Annotated in this window: 19 protein-coding genes and 1 other RNA gene; 1 reads left to right on the top strand and 19 read right to left on the bottom strand. The window is 46.5% G+C overall.

Annotation, left to right across the window (positions count from 1 at the left end):
* Window positions 1-5: 5 nt before the first annotated feature.
* The 4 genes from carA to secA all read right to left on the bottom strand — a co-directional run bounded on the left by carA (window position 6) and on the right by secA (window position 6,080).
* Entirely contained in the window at window positions 6-1,160 is a 1,155-nt protein-coding gene (carA, locus tag RH85_RS01220; protein WP_006710358.1) for a glutamine-hydrolyzing carbamoyl-phosphate synthase small subunit, read from the bottom strand.
* Window positions 1,161-1,678: 518 nt separating this feature from the next.
* Complete coding sequence (gene dapB / locus RH85_RS01215) at window positions 1,679-2,488, bottom strand: 4-hydroxy-tetrahydrodipicolinate reductase (protein ID WP_039948345.1); 810 nt, start codon at window positions 2,486-2,488, stop codon at window positions 1,679-1,681.
* A gap of 116 nt (window positions 2,489-2,604) precedes the next feature.
* Window positions 2,605-3,003 carry an 8-oxo-dGTP diphosphatase MutT gene (gene mutT / locus RH85_RS01210; protein ID WP_006710356.1) on the bottom strand — a complete coding sequence of 133 codons (399 nt, stop codon included), beginning with the start codon at window positions 3,001-3,003 and terminating at the stop codon, window positions 2,605-2,607.
* A 347-nt stretch (window positions 3,004-3,350) separates the two neighbouring features.
* Entirely contained in the window at window positions 3,351-6,080 is a 2,730-nt protein-coding gene (gene secA / locus RH85_RS01205) for a preprotein translocase subunit SecA (RefSeq protein ID WP_006710355.1), read from the bottom strand.
* A 320-nt stretch (window positions 6,081-6,400) separates the two neighbouring features.
* Between secA and RH85_RS01200 the strand changes: the two genes are divergently transcribed.
* Window positions 6,401-6,865, top strand: a complete 465-nt coding sequence (locus tag RH85_RS01200) for a DUF721 domain-containing protein (protein ID WP_006710354.1) — start codon at window positions 6,401-6,403, stop codon at window positions 6,863-6,865.
* A gap of 78 nt (window positions 6,866-6,943) precedes the next feature.
* Here RH85_RS01200 and lpxC read toward each other — a convergent pair whose 3' ends face one another.
* From lpxC to rnpB, 15 genes are all read right to left on the bottom strand, one after another.
* Complete coding sequence (gene lpxC, locus RH85_RS01195; protein ID WP_006710353.1) at window positions 6,944-7,861, bottom strand: UDP-3-O-acyl-N-acetylglucosamine deacetylase; 918 nt, start codon at window positions 7,859-7,861, stop codon at window positions 6,944-6,946.
* A gap of 98 nt (window positions 7,862-7,959) precedes the next feature.
* Complete coding sequence (gene ftsZ, locus RH85_RS01190) at window positions 7,960-9,183, bottom strand: cell division protein FtsZ (RefSeq protein WP_006710352.1); 1,224 nt, start codon at window positions 9,181-9,183, stop codon at window positions 7,960-7,962.
* Window positions 9,184-9,213: 30 nt separating this feature from the next.
* Window positions 9,214-10,476 carry a cell division protein FtsA gene (gene ftsA, locus RH85_RS01185; protein ID WP_006710351.1) on the bottom strand — a complete coding sequence of 421 codons (1,263 nt, stop codon included), beginning with the start codon at window positions 10,474-10,476 and terminating at the stop codon, window positions 9,214-9,216.
* On the bottom strand, window positions 10,469-11,251 hold the full coding sequence (locus RH85_RS01180) for a cell division protein FtsQ/DivIB (RefSeq protein ID WP_006710350.1): 783 nt from the start codon (window positions 11,249-11,251) through the stop codon (window positions 10,469-10,471). Before RH85_RS01180 ends, ftsA begins: the two co-directional genes overlap by 8 nt.
* Before the next feature lie 170 nt (window positions 11,252-11,421).
* Window positions 11,422-12,882 (bottom strand): UDP-N-acetylmuramate--L-alanine ligase, encoded by a 1,461-nt coding sequence (gene murC / locus RH85_RS01175; RefSeq protein WP_006710349.1) that lies wholly within the window; start codon window positions 12,880-12,882, stop codon window positions 11,422-11,424.
* A gap of 11 nt (window positions 12,883-12,893) precedes the next feature.
* Window positions 12,894-13,955 (bottom strand): undecaprenyldiphospho-muramoylpentapeptide beta-N-acetylglucosaminyltransferase, encoded by a 1,062-nt coding sequence (gene murG / locus RH85_RS01170; RefSeq protein WP_006710348.1) that lies wholly within the window; start codon window positions 13,953-13,955, stop codon window positions 12,894-12,896.
* Window positions 13,948-15,138 (bottom strand): cell division protein FtsW, encoded by a 1,191-nt coding sequence (gene ftsW, locus RH85_RS01165; protein WP_006710347.1) that lies wholly within the window; start codon window positions 15,136-15,138, stop codon window positions 13,948-13,950. Before ftsW ends, murG begins: the two co-directional genes overlap by 8 nt.
* Window positions 15,139-15,176: 38 nt before the next feature.
* Window positions 15,177-16,493, bottom strand: a complete 1,317-nt coding sequence (murD, locus tag RH85_RS01160) for a UDP-N-acetylmuramoyl-L-alanine--D-glutamate ligase (RefSeq protein WP_006710346.1) — start codon at window positions 16,491-16,493, stop codon at window positions 15,177-15,179.
* A gap of 18 nt (window positions 16,494-16,511) precedes the next feature.
* Window positions 16,512-17,594, bottom strand: coding sequence for a phospho-N-acetylmuramoyl-pentapeptide-transferase (gene mraY / locus RH85_RS01155; RefSeq protein ID WP_006710345.1), 1,083 nt, complete (start codon window positions 17,592-17,594; stop codon window positions 16,512-16,514).
* Window positions 17,591-18,949 (bottom strand): UDP-N-acetylmuramoyl-tripeptide--D-alanyl-D-alanine ligase, encoded by a 1,359-nt coding sequence (locus tag RH85_RS01150; protein WP_006710344.1) that lies wholly within the window; start codon window positions 18,947-18,949, stop codon window positions 17,591-17,593. Before RH85_RS01150 ends, mraY begins: the two co-directional genes overlap by 4 nt.
* Window positions 18,946-20,436, bottom strand: a complete 1,491-nt coding sequence (gene murE, locus RH85_RS01145; RefSeq protein WP_006710343.1) for a UDP-N-acetylmuramoyl-L-alanyl-D-glutamate--2,6-diaminopimelate ligase — start codon at window positions 20,434-20,436, stop codon at window positions 18,946-18,948. Before murE ends, RH85_RS01150 begins: the two co-directional genes overlap by 4 nt.
* A gap of 15 nt (window positions 20,437-20,451) precedes the next feature.
* The gene (locus tag RH85_RS01140) at window positions 20,452-22,179 is read right to left on the bottom strand and encodes a peptidoglycan glycosyltransferase FtsI (RefSeq protein WP_006710342.1); all 1,728 of its coding nucleotides are present in this window, start codon (window positions 22,177-22,179) and stop codon (window positions 20,452-20,454) included.
* Window positions 22,176-22,493, bottom strand: coding sequence for a cell division protein FtsL (gene ftsL / locus RH85_RS01135; RefSeq protein WP_006710341.1), 318 nt, complete (start codon window positions 22,491-22,493; stop codon window positions 22,176-22,178). Before ftsL ends, RH85_RS01140 begins: the two co-directional genes overlap by 4 nt.
* Window positions 22,494-22,500: 7 nt before the next feature.
* Window positions 22,501-23,451, bottom strand: a complete 951-nt coding sequence (gene rsmH / locus RH85_RS01130; protein ID WP_006710340.1) for a 16S rRNA (cytosine(1402)-N(4))-methyltransferase RsmH — start codon at window positions 23,449-23,451, stop codon at window positions 22,501-22,503.
* Between the two features lie 360 nt (window positions 23,452-23,811).
* Window positions 23,812-24,243, bottom strand: an RNA gene (rnpB, locus tag RH85_RS22010) — RNase P RNA component class A.
* Between the last annotated feature and the right edge of the window lie 288 nt (window positions 24,244-24,531).

Below are 24,531 nucleotides of genomic sequence, written 5' to 3'. Positions count from 1 at the left end.
CCGAATTAAGCGCTGTGTTTTTTGATGAGTTCGATGAAATGGTCAAATAGTGGAGCCGCGTCTTCAGGACCTGGGCTCGCTTCTGGGTGACCTTGGAAGCTGAATGCTGGTTTATCAGTGCGGTGGATACCTTGCAAAGAACCGTCAAACAGAGAAACGTGAGTAGCACGTAGATTGTCTGGTAGCGTCGCTTCGTCCGCAGCAAAACCGTGGTTTTGCGAAGTAATCATCACCACACCGCGATCCAAATCTTTTACTGGGTGGTTCGCACCATGGTGACCAAATTTCATCTTCACCGTTTGTGCGCCAGACGCGAGTGCTAGGATTTGGTGGCCAAGACAGATACCAAATAGTGGTAGGTTTTTCTCTAGGAATACTTTGGTCGCTTCAATCGCGTAAGTACATGGTGCCGGGTCACCAGGGCCGTTAGAGAGGAACACACCATCAGGCTTAAGGGCCAACACTTCTTCTGCTGACGTTTCAGCCGGTACCACCGTTAAGCGGCAACCGCGGTCAACCAACATGCGCAAGATGTTTCGCTTGGCACCGAAGTCGTAAGCGACAACGTGGTATGGCAACTCACTGTCGTCTTTCGCTTCAGGAAGTCCACCCGTGAGCGTCCACGAACCTTGTTTCCATTGATACGCTTCTTTTGTTGTAACTTCTTTCGCAAGGTCCATACCTTTCAAGCCAGGGAATTCTTTAGCTTTCGCAAGCGCCAACGCTTCGTCAAGGTTTTCTCCATTTACAGAAGAGCCTGCGACGATACAGCCGTTTTGGGCACCTTTTTCACGAAGAATACGAGTAAGTTTGCGAGTATCAATATCTGCGATGCCGACAATGTTTTGCGACTTGAGATAATCAGAAAGGGATTGTTCGTTACGGAAATTAGAAGCGATAAGAGGGAGATCGCGAATCACAAGGCCTTGAGCATGAATTGAAGAAGATTCTTCGTCTTCGGAATTGGTTCCGGTATTGCCAATGTGAGGATAAGTAAGAGTGACGATTTGTTGTGAATAGGAAGGATCAGTGAGAATTTCTTGGTACCCCGTCATCGAGGTATTAAAAACGACTTCCCCAACGGAAATACCATCTGCGCCGATGGACACTCCGCTGAACACTGTCCCATCTTCCAGGACTAACAGTGCTAATTTACTCAAGGCAACCTCCAGAATAAAAATGCATAAAAAATAAATTAATTTGCAACATTGCCTTCCATTTTGCCATAAAAAATCATTTTTAGGTCTGACAGACAAATTGGCGTTATTCTAATAACGGTTGTGACCAGTGTCAACATTCATAGTAAAATAAAATGCATATTTACGACGCTTTATAATAAAAAGTTGTTAAAACAGACCAAAAAAACAAGTTAACTATCTCTTAATAGGAGGAATGATAGAAAGTCATCGTTATGACCTTCAATTTGGTGTGAGAACATCATGGTTATAAAAAAACAATCAAAGCAAACGTTACTCCAACCAGAAAAACCAGAGAAATAAAGCATCTAATACTTAAAAAGTAGTGAAACACCCATAATGACAACTATAACTAGCCTATATCAAACAATTTGATCGAGTTAACTTTTCTTCTCATATCGTACGGATACAAAAAGCGCCAGCCGAGGCTGACGCATAAATATGTTTAATGAGTTTTTATCTGATTTGCTATTACGAAGCTGCTAAAGATCGTTCAAACCCAGCACATCCGTCATGGTGTAGAAACCAGCTGGCTTACCATTTAGCCAAACCGCCGCTTTTACTGCACCATTGGCGAAGGTCATACGGTCTGTCGCTTTGTGAGTAATTTCAACACGCTCACCAATATCGGCAAACATGGCAGTATGTTCACCAACAATATCGCCGGCACGAATAGTGGCAAAACCAATCTCATCTTTAGTGCGCTCGCCGGTAATGCCTTCTCGCGCATATACCGCAACATCATTGAGCTTATTGCCCATTGCGCCTGCAATGGCTTCGCCCATACCAATCGCCGTACCTGATGGAGCATCGACTTTATGACGGTGGTGCGCTTCGACAATTTCAATATCGCAATAGTCACCCATGACTTTGGCGGCTTTTTCGAGCAATTTGAATACTAGGTTAACGCCCACCGAATAGTTGGGAGCCATGACAACCGGAATCTCCGTTGCTACCGCATCAATTTGTTCGCGTTCTTGATCGCTAAAACCAGTCGTACCGATAACGATACTCTTACCGTGGGCACGGCAAAGGTCTAGATTGGTTAATGTGCTGCTTGGTGCAGTAAAATCGATAATGACATCAAAGCTGTCAATTTGAGAGGCGAGATCATTGGTTAAGACAACTTCAAATTTGCCTTCACCACATAGTTCACCAACATCTACCCCAACCAATGAGGACTCAGGGCGCTCTGATGCAGCTCCAACTTGAGACTCAGGATTAAGATGCGTTGCTTTAACTAAGTTTCGGCCCATACGGCCTGCCGCTCCTGCGATTGCAATTCTGACCATTGCACTCATTCTCCATTTTGGTATTGCGAGATGAAAAGATCCTCACCTCGTGAAAACGATCTTGTGCACTAAAGTACCAATAAACGGCTGTACTGGCTAGCTTTTTGAGACATAGATCATGAAAACTCTTTGATCACGCGCTGTAAAATCGGCACGTTAGCCTCAGGAAAGGCATAGTTTTCCAACTGTTTGATCTTTACCCATTCACCTTGCTGGCCTTCGCGCCCATAAGGATCTCCGGCAAACTTGGTGACTAAGATAAAATCAAATTTAAGCGACTTATCCGGGTAATCATATTCAAGATGCTCAAATAGACTTTGCTCTGTCACTTGAATGCCGATCTCTTCATCTAGCTCACGGGTCATCGCTTGTTCTGTCGTTTCCCCTAGCTCAACTTTGCCACCGGGAAACTCCCAAAAGCCGCCCTTATGTTTATCATCTGGACGCTTAGTGATAAAAATCTGCGATTTGTCTTGGTTGAAGATCACCGCCGCAACGATATGGATTCTTTTCATATGATGGTATTCCTAACGAAAGCTCTTAACAGACCTCGCTTATATTGCGTCATCCTCAAGAGGGAGCAACGACCGAGTTGGGGATCTGATCCCACAACAAACCTAAGCTAAGCGGTCAAACTAGATTCCCTACTATGCTCATTCTTCGCTCTAGGGAATGACGTAAATAGACGGGCATACAAATTTTATTAAAAAAAAGAGCCGCCTAAGCGACTCTCTATTTATTTAGTAAGCTTTATGAATCAAAGCTGTAACTCGCGAGTGCGAGGCGGTGGCATGGCGCTTATGCTAGTAAGTGAGTACCACCGACACTGCAATCATCAATTACAACCACGATTCAAGCAACGTTAGCCAATTTGACCGTGGCATTGCTTGTATTTTTTGCCGCTACCACATGGGCAAGGCTCATTACGGCCAACTTTACGCTCATCGCGAACCACGGTTTGTGGCTGGGCTTCTGCCGCCTCTTCGCCATCCGCAAGTGGGTTTTCTGCGCTCGCGTGCTGTGCTTGAGCAAGACGAGCTGCCGCTTCAGCTTGTGCTTGGCGTTGCTCTTCCATGCGCTCAACTTCTTCTTGTTGCTGAACACGTACGCGTGACAACACCATGATAACGTCGGTTTTCAGTGAATCTAGCAAACCTTCAAACAGTTCAAACGATTCACGTTTGTACTCTTGTTTAGGGTTTTTCTGTGCATAACCACGTAGGTGGATACCCTGACGTAGGTGATCCATCGCTGCTAGGTGCTCTTTCCACAGTGTATCTAGTGTTTGTAGCATCACTGATTTTTCAAAGTTACGCAGCACTTGCTCGCCAACGACTTCTTCTTTCTTACGGTAAACTTCAACCGAAAGCTCGATGATTTTTTCACGTAACGCTTCTTCGTAAAGCTTATCATCAGATGCTAACCATTGTTGTACCGGTGCATCGATATCGAAATCATTTTTCAGGCGGTGTTCTAGACCTTCAACATCCCACATCTCTTCAAGAGATTGCGGTGGAATGTATTCGTCGATCATTGCAGTCAATACATCAGCGCGGTTTTGCTCAATCATCTCACTGATATCTTCAGCGATCATTAGCTCATCACGTAGTTCGTAAACCACTTTACGTTGATCGTTTGCCACGTCATCGTATTCTAGTAGCTGTTTACGAATATCGAAGTTACGACCTTCTACTTTACGTTGCGCTTTTTCAATTGAACGAGATAACAGCTTCGACTCAATCGCTTCACCTTCTTCCATACCGCTTTGGATCATGCTCGCCATGCGATCAGAAGTGAAAATGCGTAGCAGTGAATCTTCCATTGATAGGTAGAAACGAGAAGAACCTGCATCACCTTGACGACCTGAACGGCCACGTAGCTGGTTATCGATACGGCGTGATTCGTGACGCTCAGTACCAATAATGTGCAGACCACCAGCAGCAAGAACTTGATCGTGGATCACTTTCCATTCCGCTTTAATTGCGTCAATCTGCTCTTTGCTTGGGTTGTTTAGCTGCTCAACCTTAGACTGCCAGCTACCACCTAACACGATATCAGTACCACGACCTGCCATGTTGGTTGCAATCGTAACGGCACCAGGCGTACCCGCTTCAGCAACGATTTCCGCTTCGCGTTCGTGGAATTTAGCATTTAGAACGTTGTGCTTAATCTTAGCTTTTTGTAGTGCATTGGACAGTAGCTCCGATTTCTCAATAGAAACTGTACCCACCAATGATGGCTGACCTTTCGCTACGCGCTCTTTGATATCTTCAATGATTGCGTTGAACTTATCTGCTTCGGTACGGTAAACCATATCTGGCATATCGTTACGAATCATTGGCTTGTTGGTTGGAACAACTACAGTCTCCAAACCATAAATTGATTGGAATTCGAATGCTTCAGTATCTGCCGTACCCGTCATGCCTGACAGCTTGTCATACAAACGGAAGAAGTTCTGGAAGGTGATCGATGCGAGTGTTTGGTTCTCGTTTTGGATCTTAACGCCTTCTTTTGCTTCGACAGCTTGGTGTAGACCTTCAGACCAACGACGACCTGGCATTGTACGGCCAGTATGTTCGTCAACGATAACGACTTCACCATCTTCGTTAACGATGTAATCGACGTTCTTCTCAAACAATACATGAGCACGTAGCGCTGCGTTAACATGGTGCAATAGGCTGATGTTGGTTGGAGAGTAAAGCGTGTCTCCCTCTTCCATCATGCTATTTTTGACCATCAACTCTTCAACAAACTCTTGGCCTGTTTCTGTCAGATAAACCTGTTTGGTTTTCTCATCCACGGTGTAGTGGCCATCACCGCGGTACTCTTCTGAATCTTCTTGATCTTGCTTTTGCAGTTGAGGGATCAGCGTATTAATACGTGTGTATAGATCCGAGCTGTCTTCTGCAGGGCCAGAAATGATGAGAGGGGTACGTGCTTCATCGATTAAGATCGAGTCCACTTCATCGACAACGGCAAAGAAACGTGAGCGCTGAACGCGGTCTTCCGCACGGAAAGCCATGTTGTCACGTAGATAGTCGAAACCAAATTCGTTGTTTGTGCCGTAAAGGATATCGGCAAGGTAAGCTTCTTTTTTCGCTTGAGGAGGCATGTTTGGCACGTTAACGCCAACCGTCATACCTAAGAATTCGAATAGTGGGCGGTTTGTTTCCGCATCACGAGCTGCAAGGTAGTCGTTCACGGTTACGATGTGAACGCCATGGCCAGGAAGCGCGTTGAGGTAAGCTGGTAAGGTTGCCGTTAGCGTTTTACCTTCACCAGTACGCATCTCTGCAATTTGACCTGCGTTAAGCACCATGCCGCCAACCAGCTGCATATCGAAGTGACGCATGCCGTAAACACGTTTAGACGCTTCGCGTACCGTAGCAAATGCTTCAGGTAGTAATTTATCAAGTTCTTCACCTTGCTCTAAGCGTAGGCGGAACTCTACCGTTTTAGCCTTTAATTCTTCATCAGAGAGAGCTTCAAATGTTGGCTCGTAATTATTGATCTCTTTTACAATTTTCTTAAGGCGACGCAAGGTACGGTCATTGCGACTGCCAATTACCTTTGTCAGTAGCTTAGTTATCATCTTGTATGAATCTCTCTATCATTCGATCGGGCAGATCGTATCTTAATGCCTTCAGTCTCTACCAGTTTTAAACTAAGAATACTGAGTTAAATCATTAATCCCAAATATTGTGTCGAGAACTCAAATTTTCAAGGCTTAAGTGATTTTTAAGTGGGGAGTAGTTTAAGGAATTTTATCACGAACAACCAATCTGTTAGCGATTTGTTTGAAGCACTTGTGATTTTTTCCCATTGAACGGCGTAACTTTATCCGTTATTAGGGCTATTCGCTAGTGGCTTGGTTGGTTAAACTAGCACTATCACGTTTGATAAGGGCATCTAATGCGCGACCATCGTCCTACGCTCAGTAACGATATTATCTCCGACTCACGCTTTGCTGATCTGCAAAAGCACGCAAAAGAGATCATAACTATTAACGAGTTGCTTAAAGATATTTTACCCAAACAAACGGTTGAACATTGCCGCGCGGCAAACGTGCGTGATGGTCAACTGGTGATCGAAGTGGCCAGTGCTGCGATGAAAATGAAGCTGAGTTATGATCGGTTACATATTTTGAGCCAACTGCGCAGCCAAGGTTTTGCTCGTTTGATTGCGATTGATGTACAGATCAATCCTGAGTTGTATCGCAGCCGCAAAGACTATAAACCACAAGCGTTAAAACCTCGTGAGCCTATATCAGATACGGCGGCAGAATACCTTCAAGGTATTGCTGAAAATGCACCACCAAAAATCAAAGCACGATTAGAAAGCTTGGCTAAACTAGCCCAACGCAAACAAGAGCCATAATCGCTGTTCGCATACCATTAACTAAATTTAGACGTAAAAAAACCAGTCATTCGACTGGTTTTTTTTATTCTTTCGCGCTTACGCAAGAACCATGCTTGGGTCAGCAAAAGCAACCGGAGAGGTTTGCTCTTGTTCAAAGGTTACCCATTCCCAAGCTTCTTGATCAGCTAACACTGAACGTAAAAGTTGGTTGTTTAAGCCGTGGCCCGATTTGAATGCACGGAATTCACCGATGATTGGGTGGCCACACATGTAAAGGTCACCAATCGCATCTAACACTTTATGAGTTACGAATTCGTTCTCAAAGCGCAGACCTTCTTCATTCAGAATGCGGTATTCATCCAGTACGATAGCGTTATCAAAGCTGCCGCCTAAAACAAGGTTTTGTGATTGAAGGTATTCAATATCACGCATGAAACCAAAGGTACGAGCTCGTGAAATCTGCTTCACAAAATCTTGTGATGAGAAATCAAACACTAGGTGTTGCTCGTCAGCATCAATGGCTGGGTGGTTGAATTCAATCTCAAAGTCCATACGGAAACCATTGTAAGGCTTAAATTCAGCCCACTTGTCGCCATCTTCAAAGCGAACAGGTTTCTTAATACGGATGAAGCGTTTTGCTGCGTTTTGCTCTTCGATGCCTGCTTGTTGTAGCAAGAATACAAATGGGCTCGCACTGCCATCCATAATTGGAATTTCAGGTGCATCCACTTCAATAATGACGTTATCGATACCCATGCCAGCTAATGCCGCATTCAAGTGCTCAACCGTAGAGATACGAATACCTTGGTCGTTCACAAGTGCAGTACATAGCATGGTGTCACGAACTGATTCTGGGTCCGCTGGAAAATCAACAGGTGGATTTACATCAGTACGACGATAAATGATACCTGTGTTTGCAGCTGCTGGGCGAAGAGTTAAAGCGACTTTACGGCCGGAGTGTAAACCAACACCGATCGTTTTCACTATTTCTTTCAGAGTACGTTGTCTGATCATCTGCTTGCCTCAGGGTTTAGTGCTACAAATCACGGACGATGAAAATCATCGGCCGCGAATCATAACACATTTTAGAACCATGTCAAAAATTGACGCGATTAGTCAGCTTGACGACGTAGAAACGCTGGAATATCTAGATAACCATCTTTTTCTACTTTTGGTGCCGTGCTTTGGCCTGAGCCATTACTTGCTGACGCAGAAGTTGCCGGCTGTGAAGCGACTTGAGGTTTTTCCTGCAATGTCTGTGCCGGTTTCTCTTCTACTTTTACCGCTGCTGGTTGCTGAGTTGCTACTTGTGACTGAGGTTGTGCAACCGGAGCCACTTTTGCTTTGCCGCCTGCCACTAACGTGATATCAGGCTTTTTCTCGTTACCAATACCCGTTGCTACCACAGTAACGCGAATTTCATCCGCCATATCTGGGTCAAGCGAAGTACCAATAACAACTGTTGCGTTATCTGATGCAAAAGCTTTCACTGTGTTACCCACAGTTTCAAACTCGTCTAGACGCATGTCTAGGCCAGCCGTAATGTTAACAAGAACACCACGCGCACCAGCAAGATCGATATCTTCTAGAAGTGGACTTGAGATAGCCATCTCTGCCGCTTCTTCTGCACGATCTTCGCCTTTCGCTACGCCGCTACCCATCATGGCATGACCCATTTCTGACATCACGGTACGAACGTCCGCAAAGTCGACGTTGATCATACCTGGGCGAGTAATCAGCTCTGCAATACCTTGAACTGCATTTTTAAGTACGTCGTTCGCACTAGCAAAAGCTTCAAGAAGAGTGATTCCGCGACCTAGTACTTTCAGTAGTTTTTCGTTCGGGATAGTGATCAAAGAATCGACGTGCTTAGACAGCTCTTCGATACCTTGCTCAGCAAACGCCAAACGCTTCTTACCTTCAAAGCTAAAAGGCTTAGTGACTACAGCAACCGTTAGAATACCTAACTCTTTAGCAACCTCAGCAATAACAGGTGCAGCACCAGTACCGGTACCACCGCCCATTCCCGCTGCGATAAATACCATATCGGCACCGGTCAGCTCTTCTTTAATTCTATCTCGATCTTCGAGAGCAGCGTCACGTCCTACTTGAGGGTTCGCTCCAGCGCCAAGACCTTTCGTCATGTCACCGCCAATCTGAATGACGCTGTTTACGCTAGTTTTACGAAGTGCTTGTGCATCAGTATTAATACTGATGAATTCCACACCTTCAATGGATTCACGTACCATGTGCTCAACGGCGTTACCGCCACCGCCACCAACCCCAACGACTTTGATTACCGCATCGTCAGACATTTCCATCATCGGTTCAAACATGTGTTATCTCCGTTTTTCCTGCTGCTCAGGTTAAAACTCTTTTTGTATCCAGTTACGTAAGCGATCGAACATTGAAGTCACTGGTTGGCGTTTAGGTTCGCTGTATTCAGTGTCATCATTAATCTGACTGTCTCTTGCGTAATGAAGTAAACCAACTGCCGTAGAATGATACGGCTCTTTTACGTAATCTGTTAAGCCGCTCACCTCAATAGGTTTGCCGACTCGAACTTGGTTGCGGAACACGCGCTCCGCACATTCTACCAAACCTTCAATCTGCGCGGCACCACCCGTTAGCACCACACCGGCTGCTAAATGATGCTTAATGCCATCTTCGCGCAACTTATCTTGAACGGTATCGATAGTTTGATTAACCAATCCCATAAGTTCAGTATATCTCGGCTCAATCACTTCCGACAAAGTTTGTCGTTGTAAACTTCGTGATGGTCGCCCACCGACACTTGGAACGTTAACCGTGTCGTCTTTACTGACTAGCTCACTAAGAGCACAGCCATATTTTACTTTTATCTCTTCTGCATCACTCACAGGAGTGCCAAAGGCAAAAGCGATATCACTGGTCACCGCATTACCTGCGTATGAAAACACTTCAGTATGACGCAGTGCGCCGCCGGTCCAAATGGAAACATCCATTGTACCAGCGCCGATATCAACCACACACACACCAAGTTCGCGTTCATCTTCAGTAATCACAGCGTTACTTGCTGCAAGGCCTGAATAAACCAAGTGCTCAACTGTCAAACCACAACGCTCAACAGCTTTAATTATGTTTCTTGCCATATCATTGTGACAAGAAATTAAGTGCACGCTAACTTCCATACGTACACCTGATAAACCTAGTGGGTTTTTAATCCCTTCTTGGTAATCAATGGTAAATTCTTGTGGGATAACATGAAGAATGCGCTGTTCATCACCAATTTTTATTGATTTAGCAGTATGAATCGCACGATCCATATCTTCTTGTGAGACCTCTTCATCTGAAATAGTTCCCATCCCTTTTTCTATACGGCTCGCAATATGGCGACCTGATATAGAAATGAATACATTACGGATTTGGCATTCAGCCATCAGCTCCGCTTGATCAACTGCACGTTGAACGGACTTCACCACTGACTCAAGATCGTTAACGCCGCCTTTATCCATGCCACGAGATGGGCTGGTGCCTGCGCCAATGATATTGATTTGACCATCCGGTAAAATCTCGCCAACTAGAGCCGATACGGTCGCAGTGCCTATATCAAGACCAACAATAATGTTGTCATCAGCGGTCTTAGTCATCTGTACTCTCTTGTTCTAACTCTTGTTCAGGGAACCAACCTACTGCGGCTCCCGTATCATACCTAAGATCAATGTAGCTGACTCTCAGAGCATCACTACCTAGATTTTGGTATAGCGAAATAAAACGGTCTATACGTTCGTCCAGTGATTCTTTGCCTAATTCTAAACGGATGCCGTTATCGAGAATAATTTGCCATGCTCGACGATCATTAAGAACCAACGAGGTAATCGTTAGATTTAACGGCGCAAATTGTTGACTCAGTTTACGCCAAGTCGCCAACACGTCTTCACTTGTGCCCTCTGGGCCATACAGCTTAACGCGTTCTCCGTGAAGCTTACCAATATCACCGTCAAACACTTTACCAGCATCATTTAATAGCGCATTACCATTCCAGATAGCTTCTGCGTGATGCTCGGTAAGAAAAACTTTTACTGTGTCTGGCCACTGTTTACGAATAGAGGCATTTGCCACCCAAGGAAGTGATTCAATAGAGTCTTGTAATACATCCACATCTTGCGACATAAACGTACCGACATGATCCAGCTTGGAAAATGCGCGCTGCACATCCAATGCTGTGACGTATTCTAAATCACCTTGCAGAACCAGCTTAGATAGCGGAAGGCGTTGATCATCCCACATCCACGAAATAGTGGAATAAAGCAGAGAACCAATCAATACAACCACCACCAGCAAAAAACTTGCACCGACGGCATGTTTTTTTACCAGTGGAAAATCTATGAAACGACGTCCTTGGTTAAAAATATTCCTAATCAAAGTCCGTTGTCCTTAGCTAATGCTCGCAATTGTTATTCCTATCTCTTCGTATAGGCCAAAGCACTTACTTTAACCCTCGGATTATACTGGGGTTATTAAAAGTATCAAACCTTGAAAGTGAGAAATCATAGCTTTAACGCGAGAAATGCGCTAAATATTCAAAAAAAGGCTTAGATTGCCAGCATTTGATCTATGTTTAACTCCAATGAGGCTAGCTGTTTTGCCACTTTGCCCACATCGCCCGCACCTTGAGTTAGCACTAAGTCACCATCTTGTAAAACATTCGCCAAAATAGCAGGTAATGCTTCTGTTTCAGGAACAAAGATAGGATCGATCTTACCGCGGCTACGAATAGTACGACAAAGCGATCGACCGTCAGCGCCTGCAATGGCTTTTTCGCCCGCGGCATAAACATCCAGCATGATCAATACATCGACTTGTTCCAGCACATTAGCAAAGTCATCATACAAGTCACGAGTGCGGCTGTAACGGTGCGGTTGGAAGATCATCACCAAACGCTTATCTTCCCAGCCACTGCGTGCCGCTTGAATCGTTACATCTACTTCTGTTGGATGGTGGCCATAATCATCGACCAACATGGCAATACCATTACCAGTTTCAAATTCACCTAGGTGATCAAAGCGTCGACCTGTTCCTTGCGTCCCTAGCATGGCATTTAGGATTGCCTCATCACCAATATCATCTTCGGTGGCCACAGCAATCGCAGCCGAAGCATTAAGTGCATTGTGGCGACCTGGAATATTCAGCGTAATATCGAGATTTGCTCGGCCTTGGCGCACCACGGTAAATTTGCCTTGTTGGCCATTTTGACGGTAGTTCTCAATACGCACATCGGCATCGGCTGAGAAACCGTAAGTGATCACTTGACGGCTGATACGCGGAATCAATTCACGAACCACAGGATCGTCAATACAAACAATTGCCTGGCCATAGAACGGTAGGTTGTGCAGGAAATCGATAAAAGTCTGCTTCAGCGTTTCAAAATCACCACCGTAGGTATCCATATGATCCGCTTCGATGTTAGTCACGATGCTCACCATTGGTTGCAAGTGCAAGAATGACGCGTCACTCTCGTCCGCTTCTGCAATCAAGATGCGGCTTGAACCTAGACGAGCATTGGTACCTGCGCTTTTAACTAAACCACCGTTAACAAACGTTGGATCAAGACCCGCTTCTGAATAAATCTGGGTGACCAATGCGGTCGTGGTGGTTTTGCCATGCGTGCCTGCCACAGCAATACCATGACGGAAGCGCATCAGTTCTGCTAACATTTCTGCGCGACGAACCACAGGAATACGCGCTTCACGCGCAGCTTTAATTTCTGGGTTCTGTTCATTAATCGCAGTAGAGACAACCACCACACTCGCGTGAGCGACGTTTTCTGCCTGATGGCCGATATAAACGGTCGCCCCTTTTTGCGTTAATCGCTGTGTCACTGGGTTTTCAGCGATATCTGAACCGGTAATTTGATAGCCTTCGTTAAGCAGCACTTCTGCGATGCCGCTCATGCCTGCGCCACCAATACCAATAAAGTGAATCGACTTTACGCGGCGCATCTCTGGCACCATTGCTCTAATCTGAGCCAAATCTTGTGTATGTTTAATCGTCATTGTTTTTCTCGTTATTTGGTCAGGTCGATAATCGCTTGCGCCACAACATTGTCAGCGTCTAATTGAGCTGCACTTCTGGCCTTAACAGCCATTGTTTGTAATTGGCTACGATCGAGAGAGCGAATTTCGTCGACTAACTTATCTACTGTTAGATCAGGCTGTTCAATCATTTTGGCGGCGCCACACGCGACCAAATGATCGGCGTTGAGTGCCTGCTGGCGATCTTTGTGCATAAACGGAATGAAAATAGCACCGACACCTGCTGCCGATACTTCTGATACGGTCAACGCACCTGAACGGCAAACTAATAAGTCAGCTTGCGCATAGGCTGCCGCGACATCATCGATAAACTCGACCGTTTCGGCCTGTGTCACCTGCTCAGCTTGATAAGCGGCGCTGACTTCTTGTTGGCTATTCTTACCCGCCTGATGGACAACTTGATAGCCTTCACCCAATGCCGCCATCACTTTAGGCATAGTTTGATTCAAAATGCGCGCACCTTGACTGCCACCCATGACTAAAATTCGGATCGGCCCTGTACGGTTAGTAAAGCGTTGTTGTGGATCGGCTAACGCCACCACATCTTCACGTACTGGGTTACCCACAACTTGCGCCGTAGGAAAAGCGCCCGGAAACGCTTGAAATACTTTTTTAGCGATCTTGGATAGCCATTGGTTGGTTAAACCCGCCACCGCATTTTGCTCATGCAGAACAACCGGGATACCAAGTAACCACGCGGCGATACCGCCAGGGCCACTGACATAACCGCCCATTCCAAGCACCGCATCTGGTTGCCATGCTTTCATATGCGCTCTGGCTTGGATAATGGCATTGATAATTTGGAACGGCGCTTTGATTAATCGCGCCACGCCTTGACCGCGTAAGCCTTTCACTTTTATAAAATCAATCTCAATGCCATGTTTTGGCACCAATTCAGCTTCCATACGATCCGCGGTGCCAAGCCAGCGAATTTCCCAGCCTTGTTGCTGCAATTTTTTTGCCACCGCTAAACCTGGAAAAACGTGACCGCCAGTACCACCAGCCATCACCATTAAACGTTTATTTTTATTCATCTTCTGTATTCTGTGTCGTTTGTTGCTGCGCTTTGAAGCGGCATTCGTGGTCGATACGCAGCAAAATTGAAACGGCTACCGCCATCACAATCAAACTCGAACCACCATAACTGATCAGCGGCAAGGTCAAGCCCTTGGTTGGAACAATCCCGGCCGCAGCCCCCACATTTACCAAGGTTTGAAATGCAAACCAAATACCAATACCAAAAGCGAGATAGCCGCCAAAAAAATCATCACTTTCGAAAGCACGACGACCTATAAATATCGCTTTTAGCACCAAACTGAAGATCAGCATCAAAACCAATACAACGCCGACAAAACCCAATTCTTCGGCTAATACAGCAAAAACAAAGTCGGTGTGTGCCTCTGGTAAATAGGCTAATTTTTGAATTGAATTTCCAAGACCTTGACCAAACCACTCTCCACGGCCAAAAGCCATTAGTGATTGAGTTAACTGGTAACCACTACCAAATGGATTTTCCCACGGGTCAAGGAATGAAGTGACGCGTTTCATTCGGTAAGGCTCGGCTAAAATCAAGCCGATAATCGCTGCAATACCTACAACTACGAGCGCCAAAAACTGGGTGAGTTTCGCTCCGGCAATAAACAGCATGCCAAATAAGGTGACCAACATGACGATCACCGTACCAAGGTCTGGTTGGAACAGCAATAATCCGGCTAGCGTACCAAAGACGACAATGGGCTTAATAAAGCCACCGACGAATGTTGCTCGCACTTCATCTTGTTTACGAACCAGATAACCGGCCATAAAGATAAACAGAGACAACTTTGCCACTTCGGCAGGTTGCAGGTTAAATAGGCCGAGCGGAATCCAACGAGAGGCACCGTTGACCGACTTACCGCCAATCAACACCACAATCAAAAGGAAAATAGACAAACCCAATAGCAGTGAACTGTATTGCAACCAGCGCTTCATCGGCACTTGTACAATCACCGCTGCGGTTGATAACGCCAAGAATAAAAAGATCGCATGGCGAAACATAAAGTGGAAGGGCTGACCTGTTAAGCGGGTACTGATAGGAAAAGACGCCGATGTTACCATCACTAACCCGGTCAACATCAAGCCGAGCGAAATCCACACCAATTGGCGATCAAAAAGCGCATCGGGTGCTGAGTGAGTAAACCACTGTTTTACATTAGCGAACGTCTTTCGCAACGGCATCTTCTCGTTTATCTCATTTCAATTAAAACAACGGGCATCTAAGCATACTGCTGTGCTAAATGAGCAAAAGCATCACCACGCGCCATAAAATTACTAAATTGATCAAAGCTTGCGCACGCAGGGGACAACATGACCATATCGCCACTTTGCAGTTGTGGCGCAGCCCACTCAACAATGTCTTGCATGGTGTAAAAACGCTGCGCTGATGCATGCAAAGGCATAAATTGATCGCCATCGGCTCCAAAGCAGCACAGTTGTACATTCAAAGGCGCCAGCACTGGTGCTAAATCACTAAAATCAGCCCCTTTACCATTACCACCAACCAGCAAAAACAGTTTGCCTGATAAATTCAAACCAGACAGTGCCGCCAGTGTGCTTGCAACATTGGTTGCCTTAGAATCATTGACCCACTTAATACCACGATTATCGGCAACAACCTGGCATCGGTGTGTCAGGCCGTTGTAAGACTTCATGGCCTCAAGACCTGCACTAACATCTACACCTGCGGCATTAAGCAGCGCAATCACTACTAGACTGTTCGCCACGTTATGACGACCAACCAGACTGAGTTCATCAACGGCGAGAATTGCCTCTCCGTTATAGGCTAAGAACTCAACGCCATCTTGCTCAATTACGCTCGCGCTACTTGGCTGTTCCAACGAAAATTCAACCAAGTTTTTATCAGTGTCAGGATAGGTTTGCTTATCATCAGCATTAACCACGCACACCTTGGCATGATCAAAAATACGCAGTTTGGCTTGACGGTAATCGGCCATACCTTGGTAGCGATCCATATGATCTTCAGAAAGATTCAAAAAGGCGGCAGCCACCAGAGGTAAGCTTGAAGTCGTTTCGAGTTGGAAACTCGATAACTCAAGCACATAGAGATCGGCCGGTTGTTCAAACAGATCAAGCGCCGGTACACCAATATTGCCACCAACACCCACATTCCAGCCTGCCGCTTTCGCCACCACGCCAGTCATATCCGTTACCGTACTCTTACCGTTAGAACCGGTAATGGCAATCACAGGCTTATCGACGTGCCATGCAAATAGCTCGATATCACCGACAACCGGGATACCAGCGGCAATAATTTGTTGGATCTCAGGAGTCGCTAACGCAATCCCCGGATTAGTCACCACTAAATCGGCCTCTAATAGCCAATCGGTGCGCCAACCTCCGGTATGCAGCTCAACATCTTCAGGCAGTGATTCTTGACCGGGTGGCGTCACACGGGTATCAATCACCTTCACCTGCAGTTCAAGCGGTAAACGCTTAAGATGCTTAACGACAGAGAGCCCGGTAATACCGAGCCCTACAACCACAACTTTTTCGATACCTTGCCAATGCTGCATGGTCATGCTGTGTTTTCCTTAACGTACTTTCAGAGTCGCTAGACCGATAAGAACCAAAACAATTGAAATAATCCAGAAACGTACAATAACGCGAGGCTCTGGCCAGCCTTTTAGCTCATAGTGATGGTGAATCGGTGCCATACGGAAGATGCGTTGACCACGCAGTTTGTAAGACCCCACTTGCAAGATAACCGAGAGTGTTTCCATAACGAACACACCACCCATGATCACCAACACAAATTCTTGACGAACCAGAACGGCAATTGTACCCAGCGCGCCACCTAGAGCTAATGAACCTACATCGCCCATGAAGACTTGAGCTGGGTAAGTGTTAAACCACAAGAAGCCTAAGCCAGCCCCGACAATCGCGGTACACACTACAACGAGCTCTGAAGCGTAAGGCACGTGCGGAATGTGTAAATATTCAGAGAACTGCACATTACCCGTTGCCCATGCAATTGCTGCAAAACCTGCCGCCACCAGCACGGTTGGCATGATAGCCAAACCATCTAAACCGTCGGTTAAGTTCACCGCATTGCTGGTACCCACAATAACAAAATAGGTCAACACAATGTACATCAAGCCCAATTGCGGCATGATGTCTTTAAAGAAAGGAACCACCAATTGAGTCGCCGCAGTGTCTTTGCCGTGTGCATAAAGTGCAAAGGCAACCACTAAGGCTATCGCTGACTGCCAAAAATACTTCCAGCGAGCAATCAGGCCATCAGTGTTTTTACGTACCACTTTGCGATAATCATCGACAAAGCCGACAGCGCCGTAACCACCGAGCACAAAAATAACCGCCCAAACATATGGGTTACTGAGATCTGACCACAACAAGACCGTAATAATGATCGCAGCAAGGATCATTAGACCGCCCATGGTTGGCGTACCACGTTTACTAAAGTGAGATTCAGGACCTTCATTACGCACGACTTGGCCAATCTGCAACATTTGCAAACGACGGATCAAGCGTGGCCCCATCCACAATGAAAGACCTAAAGCCGTTAACACGCTCAAAATGGCGCGAAATGACAGGTATTCAAATAGACGGAAGAATGAGAAATATGGCTGTAGCAGCTCTGCAAGCCAAATAATCATGAATAAATCTCCTTCAACGCAGTTGCAACCTTACTCATTCCAGCGCTGTTTGCGCCTTTAACAAGTAATGTGTGGGGACCAGTATGATGCGGCAACTGCTGTTTTATAAACTCAATCATGCTGTCGTGTGATGCAAAATGTTGACCATGGCAGACGTCACTGATCGCTCGTGTATCAGCGCCAAAAGTCAGTACCTGTTCAAAATTAAACGGGGCTGCATGTTCCCCGACTTGTCGGTGAAGTGCAAGACTTTCATCGCCTAACTCTGCCATATTGCCCAAAATAAGCCAGCGAGTGCCGCTAAATCCAGCTAAAAGATCGGCGGCCGCTTTCATTGCTGGCACGCTGGCATTATAGCTGTCATCAATCAAGCGAATACCATTGCTCAGTTCAACCAACTCCACTCGCCCTTTAACTTTAGCAAGCTGAGATAAACCTGATGAAATTGCGGCTAAATCAGCTCCAAGCTCAATCGCAAGAGCCGTCGCAGCCAAAGCGTTAGAAACGTTATGTTGACCAATAATACCTAACTGAATCGCTTGGCTACCTAGTGAACAATGCAGTAAGAAGCTCGCTTCACCCATCGCATTTAAAGCAATATTGTCGGCATAGTAGTCCGCACTAGGGTTCGCAACAGAAATGGTTTTCACTTGTTTATCCGCCAACGCTTGTTGCCAGAAGTGATCGCCATGACTCTCCAAGTTTACAATCGCCACCCCACCTGACTTCAAGCCTTGGTAGATCTCGCCTTTGGCCTGTTTGACACCATCAATCGAGCCAAAACCCTCTAAATGCGCCGCGGCGACATTATTTACCAACGCGACATCTGGTTGCACTAATTGCGAAGTGTAAGCAATTTCACCGATGTGATTAGCACCTAGTTCAATCACCGCAAAATCATCTTCTGGGGTCGAACGCAACAAGGTCAATGGCACACCGATATCGTTGTTGAAGTTACCGGCGGTAAATAGCACCTGGCCCTTTTGCGCCATAATACTGGCGACCATCTCTTTCACTGTGGTTTTGCCACAGCTGCCCGTAATCGCCACGGTCGGTGTCGCACACAATTGATGAACATAAGCCCCCAACTGGCCTAAGGCTAGCTTAGTATCGTTCACGATCAACTGAGGTATTGCTAGATCAAGAGGACGCGAGACTAATAAGGCTGAAGCTCCCGCCTCAAGCGCTTGCTGAGCAAAATCATGCGCGTCGAAACGCTCACCAATTAAAGCGACAAACAATGCCCCTATTTGTAATTGACGAGTGTCAGTAGAGACGAGCGTGATGGTACAATCATCACCTATTATCTCGCCGTTTAGTACCTTGCTAATCTGGCTTAGACTCAAACTTATCATGATAGTAACCCTAACAACTGCTGAGCCGATTCACGGTCAGAGTAGTGCACCGTTTGGTCTGCCAAGACTTGGTAATCTTCATGGCCTTTGCCAGCAAGCAAAATAATGTCTTGCTCACCCGCTTCATTAAGCGCGCGTTGCAGAGCGGTAAAACGCTGATGCTCAACAATCGCCTGCTGAGGTTTATTCATCCCCGCCAGCATATCTTGTACAATTTCGGCGGGATTTTCACTGCGTGGGTTGTCGTCAGACAAAATAACTCTATCGGCCAAACGCTCACCAATTTCGGCCATCATTGGTCGCTTACCTTTGTCACGATCACCGCCGCAACCAAAGATAGCCCAAAGTTGACCTTCGCAATGCACACGTAACGCTAACAAAGCTTTTTCTAAGGCGTCGGGAGTATGAGCATAATCAACCACCACTTTTGCTTTACCTTGAGTTGCAAACAACTCCATGCGGCCAAGCACTGGCTCAAGTTTTTCCGCAGTGTTGATTAGCGCTTGCTTATCAATACCCAATGCCAACAAGGTCGTCATTGCTAACATCACATTTGACGCATTGAACTCACCAATTAATGGTGCTGAAATGTGGCCGGCACCAAAATGCCCATCAAATTCAATATCAATACCTTGCTCTGAATAGCAAACTTGATTCGCCCACACCATTGGCGCCCCATCTACCGCAACTTGAGGTAATAGAGAAACCGCGATCGCGTTATCAAGTCTAGCAACCCAACGCTTCCCTACTTCATCATCTGCATTAATAATTGCATGCTGGCATTGGTGCTGGCTGAAGAGCGCAAATTTAGCTTCTGCGTACTCTTCCATCGTACCGTGGTAATCAAGGTGATCACGACTTAAATTGGTAAACACGCCGGCAACAAAAGAGAGCGCCTTCACTCGTCCTTGTACTAAGCCGTGAGAAGAGACTTCAAGTGCAGTGTAATTGGCACCAAGTTGAGCAAGCTCTGCAATAGTGCGTTGCACTTCCACTGCATTACCCGTGGTATTGGCTGCGGGTTGTAGATTATCAAGAAAACCGTTTCCGGTTGTCCCCATTACCGCGGCACGTTGCTCAACCAACTCTAACCATTGCGCGATCAACTGAGTGATAGTGGTTTTCCCATTGGTGCCTGTCACTGCAATTAACTGATTGTCGTGATGTGCATACAAACGGCCAGCTAACAAAGAAAGATGCGAACTAAGATCAGCAATATAGACAATCGCGACCTTGCCTTGCCTCTCAATCAAACCGTGAGGTTTTTCATGGCAAGCTTCAGCAATGACGGAGGTTGCGCCATTATTTAATGCCGCATCGATAAATTGGCGACCATCAACGGCATGGCCTTTAATGGCAACAAACGTCGTTCCTTGAACAACTTTGCGACTATCAAGCTCAAGTTGCTTGATTGCAATACTAGCGGCAAAGTCAGCCAGTGGTAGCCAAGGTGCGACCAACTGCTGCAATGTGAGACTTAAAGACATACAAAAGGTCTCTCTTTATTCCTGATTTGATTTATTTTCGTCTGGTGCGACGTTCAAGATCTGTAGGCTGCCTTTCATGATTTCAGCGAAAACCGGACCCGCTACAGAACCACCATAATAATTGTCACCTTGTGGTTCATTCACAATCACCACCAAGGCTACGCGCGGATCACTGGCTGGAGCCACACCCGCGGTATAAGCAAAATATTCGTCACCATAACCACCAGCAATCGCTTTTCGTGATGTGCCGGTCTTTGCGGCAACACGATAGCCAGGCACCGCCGCTTTTGTCGCGGTACCGCCAGGTTGGGTAACGGTTTCCAGCATACCTAGCACCATGCGGGCATATTTCTCACTGATCACCTGACGTGATAAGTCTTGCTGGTTATTCTCTAGAATATGCACCGGTTGGTATTTGCCGTAATTCCCTAACGTGGCGTAAGCATGTGCCAACTGTAAAGGTGTTATGGTTAGGCCATAACCAAAAGAGAGCGTTGCGATTTCAAATTTCGACCAACGACGGCGGTCTGGGAAAATCCCCGTCGACTCACCAATCAAATTCAAGCCTGACGATTCACCAAAGCCGACGGAACTGTACATGCCCAATAATGCTTCAAGCGGCATTTCCAGCGCCAGTTTCGCCACACCGATGTTACTCGATTTTTTCAAAATGGTGGTTAAGTCAGCTTTACCCACCTTCGATGTATCACGGACACGGCTGCCACCCACTTGCATGATGCCGTTGCCAGTATCGATCACGGTATTTTCATCAGCCACACCATTTTCTAGTGCCGCTAACACCACAAACGGTTTTATGGTTGAACCCGGCTCAAAGGCATCGGTGATCACGCGGTTACGCATTTTTGCCGATTGTAAATCAGCGCGGTTATTTGGGTTGTATGATGGCGCATTAACCATCGCCAGTACCGCACCGGTTTTAACATCCAGTAATACCGCAGAACCTGATGTGGCACGAAAATCCGCCACGGCTTGTTTGATGGCACGGTACGCAATTGCCTGTAGGCGCTGATCGATTGTTAATGTGAGAGGCTTACCTTCCTCTCGCTCTTCTAGCGAAATATTCTCCACCACGCGGCCATAACGGTCTTTACGGATAATTCGTTTACCCGCTTCGCCGGTAAGCCACTTATCATAGCTGCGCTCAACGCCTTCTAACCCATGGCCATCAATGCCTGTCACACCGACTAAGTGAGCACTAACCTCACCAGCAGGGTAATAACGGCGAGATTCAGGTTTCAGACCAATACCAGCCAGCTTCAACTGACGAATGTAATTCGACATTGCAGGGCTAACTTGGCGCTGCAGGTAAATAAAGCGACGGGTTTTATTGCTATTGATTTTGTCGAGTAAGCCTTGACGATCCAAGCCCAGAACATCGGCAAGTGCATGCCAACGATCAACGTCAACCAAGCCACCCTCTTTGAAAATCGTTGCCGGATCGGCCCAAACCGCTTCAACAGGAACACTGACCGCTAATGGTTCACCATTGCGATCGGAGATAATACCACGAGCTGAATGTAAGGTTTTGGCGCGAATAGAACGCAAATCACCTTGCTTGATCAGGTTGTCTGGCTCAATGATCTGGATATAACCAATACGAGCAACCAACGCAGCAAAAATGGCAAAAACAAAGAAAATGACGAGATAGAAACGCCAGCGAATCAGTTGAGGAGGCTCAACTTCGGCTTTCTTAGGGGTAGGTTTGGTTTTCGGAGAACTCATGGTAAATCAATCACCACTTCTTTATCAGAGTCGGGACGTTTCATTTCTAACTCATGCTTGGCGACAGACTGAACGCGGCTGTGTTCCGCCAATGCAGTCTCTTCTAACAGTAAGTTGCGCCATTCATTATCCAACCGTTCACGCTCAACCAAAGCCTGATCTTTCTCAGTAACCGCTTCTCGAGTGTGATGAGTCATAAAAACCACACCCATTGCACTGGCAAAAATCAATAACAACATACCTAGGGGAAAACGCCCGGTGGTAATTAAGTCTCGACCGATAAGCTTTGCAAGATTAGGCGTGGTTTTACTCATGATGGGATTACAGTTTCTCTGCGATACGTAATACGGAACTGCGTGAACGAGTGTTAATTTCCACTTCTTGCACGCTAGGTTTAATCGCTTTGCCGATCGCTTTTAAGTTGGCACTGCCAAGCTCACGGATTTGCGCTTCCGTTAATGGGAGACCATGTGGCACTTGTGGGCCTTGGCTTTCTTTACGGATAAAACGTTTCACCATGCGATCTTCCAGTGAGTGGAAGCTAATTACTGATAAGCGACCTTCTGGCGCTAGAATGCTCGCCGCGCCTTTTAGCGCTGTATCGATCTCTTCTAGCTCACTGTTGATATAAATACGGAACGCCTGGAATGAGCGAGTCGCTGGGTGTTTTTTCTCTTTGAAGCTTTTTGGTGCAGCATCAGAGATAAGCTTTGCTAGCTGACCCGTGCGAGTTAGCGGTTCATTCTCTTCGTTTTCACGGTAAGCGACGATCGCTTTAGCGATGCGGCGAGCGTGTTTGTCTTCGCCAAATTCACGGATAACCCAAGTGATATCGTCAAGATCGGCTTCCAGCAACCACTGCGATACCGAAATACCTGAGGTTGGGTCCATGCGCATATCTAACGGGCCATCTTTCATAAAGCTAAAGCCACGCTCAGCGTCATCTAACTGCGGCGAAGATACGCCAAGGTCAAACAACACACCATCAACTTGACCAACCAAATTGTAGCGTTCAGCGTATTCAGCAATACCAGAGAATGGACCATGAACAATAGTAAAACGCGGATCATCGATCTTTTGTGCTTCGGCAATCGCTTGTGGGTCACGGTCGATACTGAATAGACGACCATTCTCACCCAGTTTCGATAAGATTGTGCGGCTGTGGCCACCACGACCAAATGTACCATCTATGTATGTGCCATCGGGTTTGATTGCCAATCCATCGATCGATTCATTCAGTAATACAGATATGTGTTTAAATGCTTCTGTCATAGTTATCTCATCGGCTAGCGTATTGATGCGCTCTAACTTCTTCAGTGTACTGATTTCGCCACGCAGTGCCACCTTTGGCAGCTTGTATCACGTGACATTGCGCTAAGTTTAAACTCAAGCGCCTTCAATATGTACTTTGAGAGCCTAGACGCGGCTTTCTGTGCAAGGAAAATAGTGCTAATTAACCAGCTCTTTTCCAAGGCCATCAGATAATAAAATCCAAGCGGCAATAGGTAAACCGATTTTAAGCTTACTCGAAAGTTCGCTAAATGGTGCCTGAGTATATTGCTTTGGAGAATATTTTCGTCAGTAAAATGCAAAAAACCCATCATAACGCAAGCGTTACGATGGGTCTCGAATAGGTGGAGTCGACGTATAAGCCGGGTTCTGTATCCGCTTGCGCGGTGATAGCCATTCGTCTAGGCCAGCAATCGCTCACTGGCTCAAGCAACCTACCCGCCTCCTTACGCGAGCAACGCAATGTGGAGGCCTATTTGGTCTTGCTCCGGGTGGAGTTTACCTTGCTACGAACTGTTGCCAGTCGCACGGTGCGCTCTTACCGCACCCTTTCGCCCTTACCTGTGCCCTTGCGGGCCATCGGCGGTCTTCTTTCTGTTGCACTTGTCGTAGGCTTGCGCCTCCCAGGCGTTACCTGGCACCCTGCTCTATGGAGCCCGGACTTTCCTCCCCTTTGTCAGTCTCCCGAAGGACGTCAACGCCAGTCTCCCGAAGGGACTTCAGCGTCAGTCTCCCGAAGGACATCAACAAAGCAGCGACTATCCAGTCAACTCCGAGGCGGATTGTATAGAGTTCAAGGTACAGTGTCTAGCGAGATCACAAATATGATGAGATAAGGATGTTAAACGCCTAAAAAGCGAGCATTTCGCAGCGCTGAGAGCAAAAAGAATCGAGAAGATAAGAACAGAGAACGCTGCGCTTCGAGAGGCAAGGGCGAAAAGACAAGAGCAGAGTACGCTGCGCTTCGAGAGGCAAGGGCGAAAAGACAAGAGCAGAGTACGCTGCGCTTCGAGAAACGAGAAAAGCCCAGCCATGTGACCTAGCCCCTCGCTTCTAAATTTT

The sequence above is a fragment of the Vibrio ichthyoenteri ATCC 700023 genome (genome assembly GCF_000222605.1).
In the GTDB taxonomy this organism is placed as follows: Bacteria; Pseudomonadota; Gammaproteobacteria; order Enterobacterales; family Vibrionaceae; genus Vibrio; species Vibrio ichthyoenteri.
Note: the sequence above shows the minus strand (reverse complement) of the source record. Positions and strands in the feature narration are given on the sequence as shown.

Bases quoted from the DNA above. Each gene is read 5' to 3' on its own strand.
- RH85_RS01200 (WP_006710354.1), top strand. From the start codon at position 6,401: ATGCGCGACCATCGTCCTACGCTCAGTAACGATATTATCTCCGACTCA.
- ftsW (WP_006710347.1), bottom strand. From the start codon at position 15,138: ATGCCGTTGCGAAAGACGTTCGCTAATGTAAAACAGTGGTTTACTCAC.
- lpxC (WP_006710353.1), bottom strand. From the start codon at position 7,861: ATGATCAGACAACGTACTCTGAAAGAAATAGTGAAAACGATCGGTGTT.
- murG (WP_006710348.1), bottom strand. From the start codon at position 13,955: ATGAATAAAAATAAACGTTTAATGGTGATGGCTGGTGGTACTGGCGGT.
- murD (WP_006710346.1), bottom strand. From the start codon at position 16,493: ATGCAGCATTGGCAAGGTATCGAAAAAGTTGTGGTTGTAGGGCTCGGT.
- mraY (WP_006710345.1), bottom strand. From the start codon at position 17,594: ATGATTATTTGGCTTGCAGAGCTGCTACAGCCATATTTCTCATTCTTC.
- murC (WP_006710349.1), bottom strand. From the start codon at position 12,882: ATGACGATTAAACATACACAAGATTTGGCTCAGATTAGAGCAATGGTG.
- mutT (WP_006710356.1), bottom strand. From the start codon at position 3,003: ATGAAAAGAATCCATATCGTTGCGGCGGTGATCTTCAACCAAGACAAA.
- ftsA (WP_006710351.1), bottom strand. From the start codon at position 10,476: ATGACTAAGACCGCTGATGACAACATTATTGTTGGTCTTGATATAGGC.
- ftsL (WP_006710341.1), bottom strand. From the start codon at position 22,493: ATGAGTAAAACCACGCCTAATCTTGCAAAGCTTATCGGTCGAGACTTA.
- murE (WP_006710343.1), bottom strand. From the start codon at position 20,436: ATGTCTTTAAGTCTCACATTGCAGCAGTTGGTCGCACCTTGGCTACCA.
- ftsZ (WP_006710352.1), bottom strand. From the start codon at position 9,183: ATGTTTGAACCGATGATGGAAATGTCTGACGATGCGGTAATCAAAGTC.
- rsmH (WP_006710340.1), bottom strand. From the start codon at position 23,451: ATGACAGAAGCATTTAAACACATATCTGTATTACTGAATGAATCGATC.
- RH85_RS01140 (WP_006710342.1), bottom strand. From the start codon at position 22,179: ATGAGTTCTCCGAAAACCAAACCTACCCCTAAGAAAGCCGAAGTTGAG.
- dapB (WP_039948345.1), bottom strand. From the start codon at position 2,488: ATGGTCAGAATTGCAATCGCAGGAGCGGCAGGCCGTATGGGCCGAAAC.
- secA (WP_006710355.1), bottom strand. From the start codon at position 6,080: ATGATAACTAAGCTACTGACAAAGGTAATTGGCAGTCGCAATGACCGT.
- RH85_RS01150 (WP_006710344.1), bottom strand. From the start codon at position 18,949: ATGATAAGTTTGAGTCTAAGCCAGATTAGCAAGGTACTAAACGGCGAG.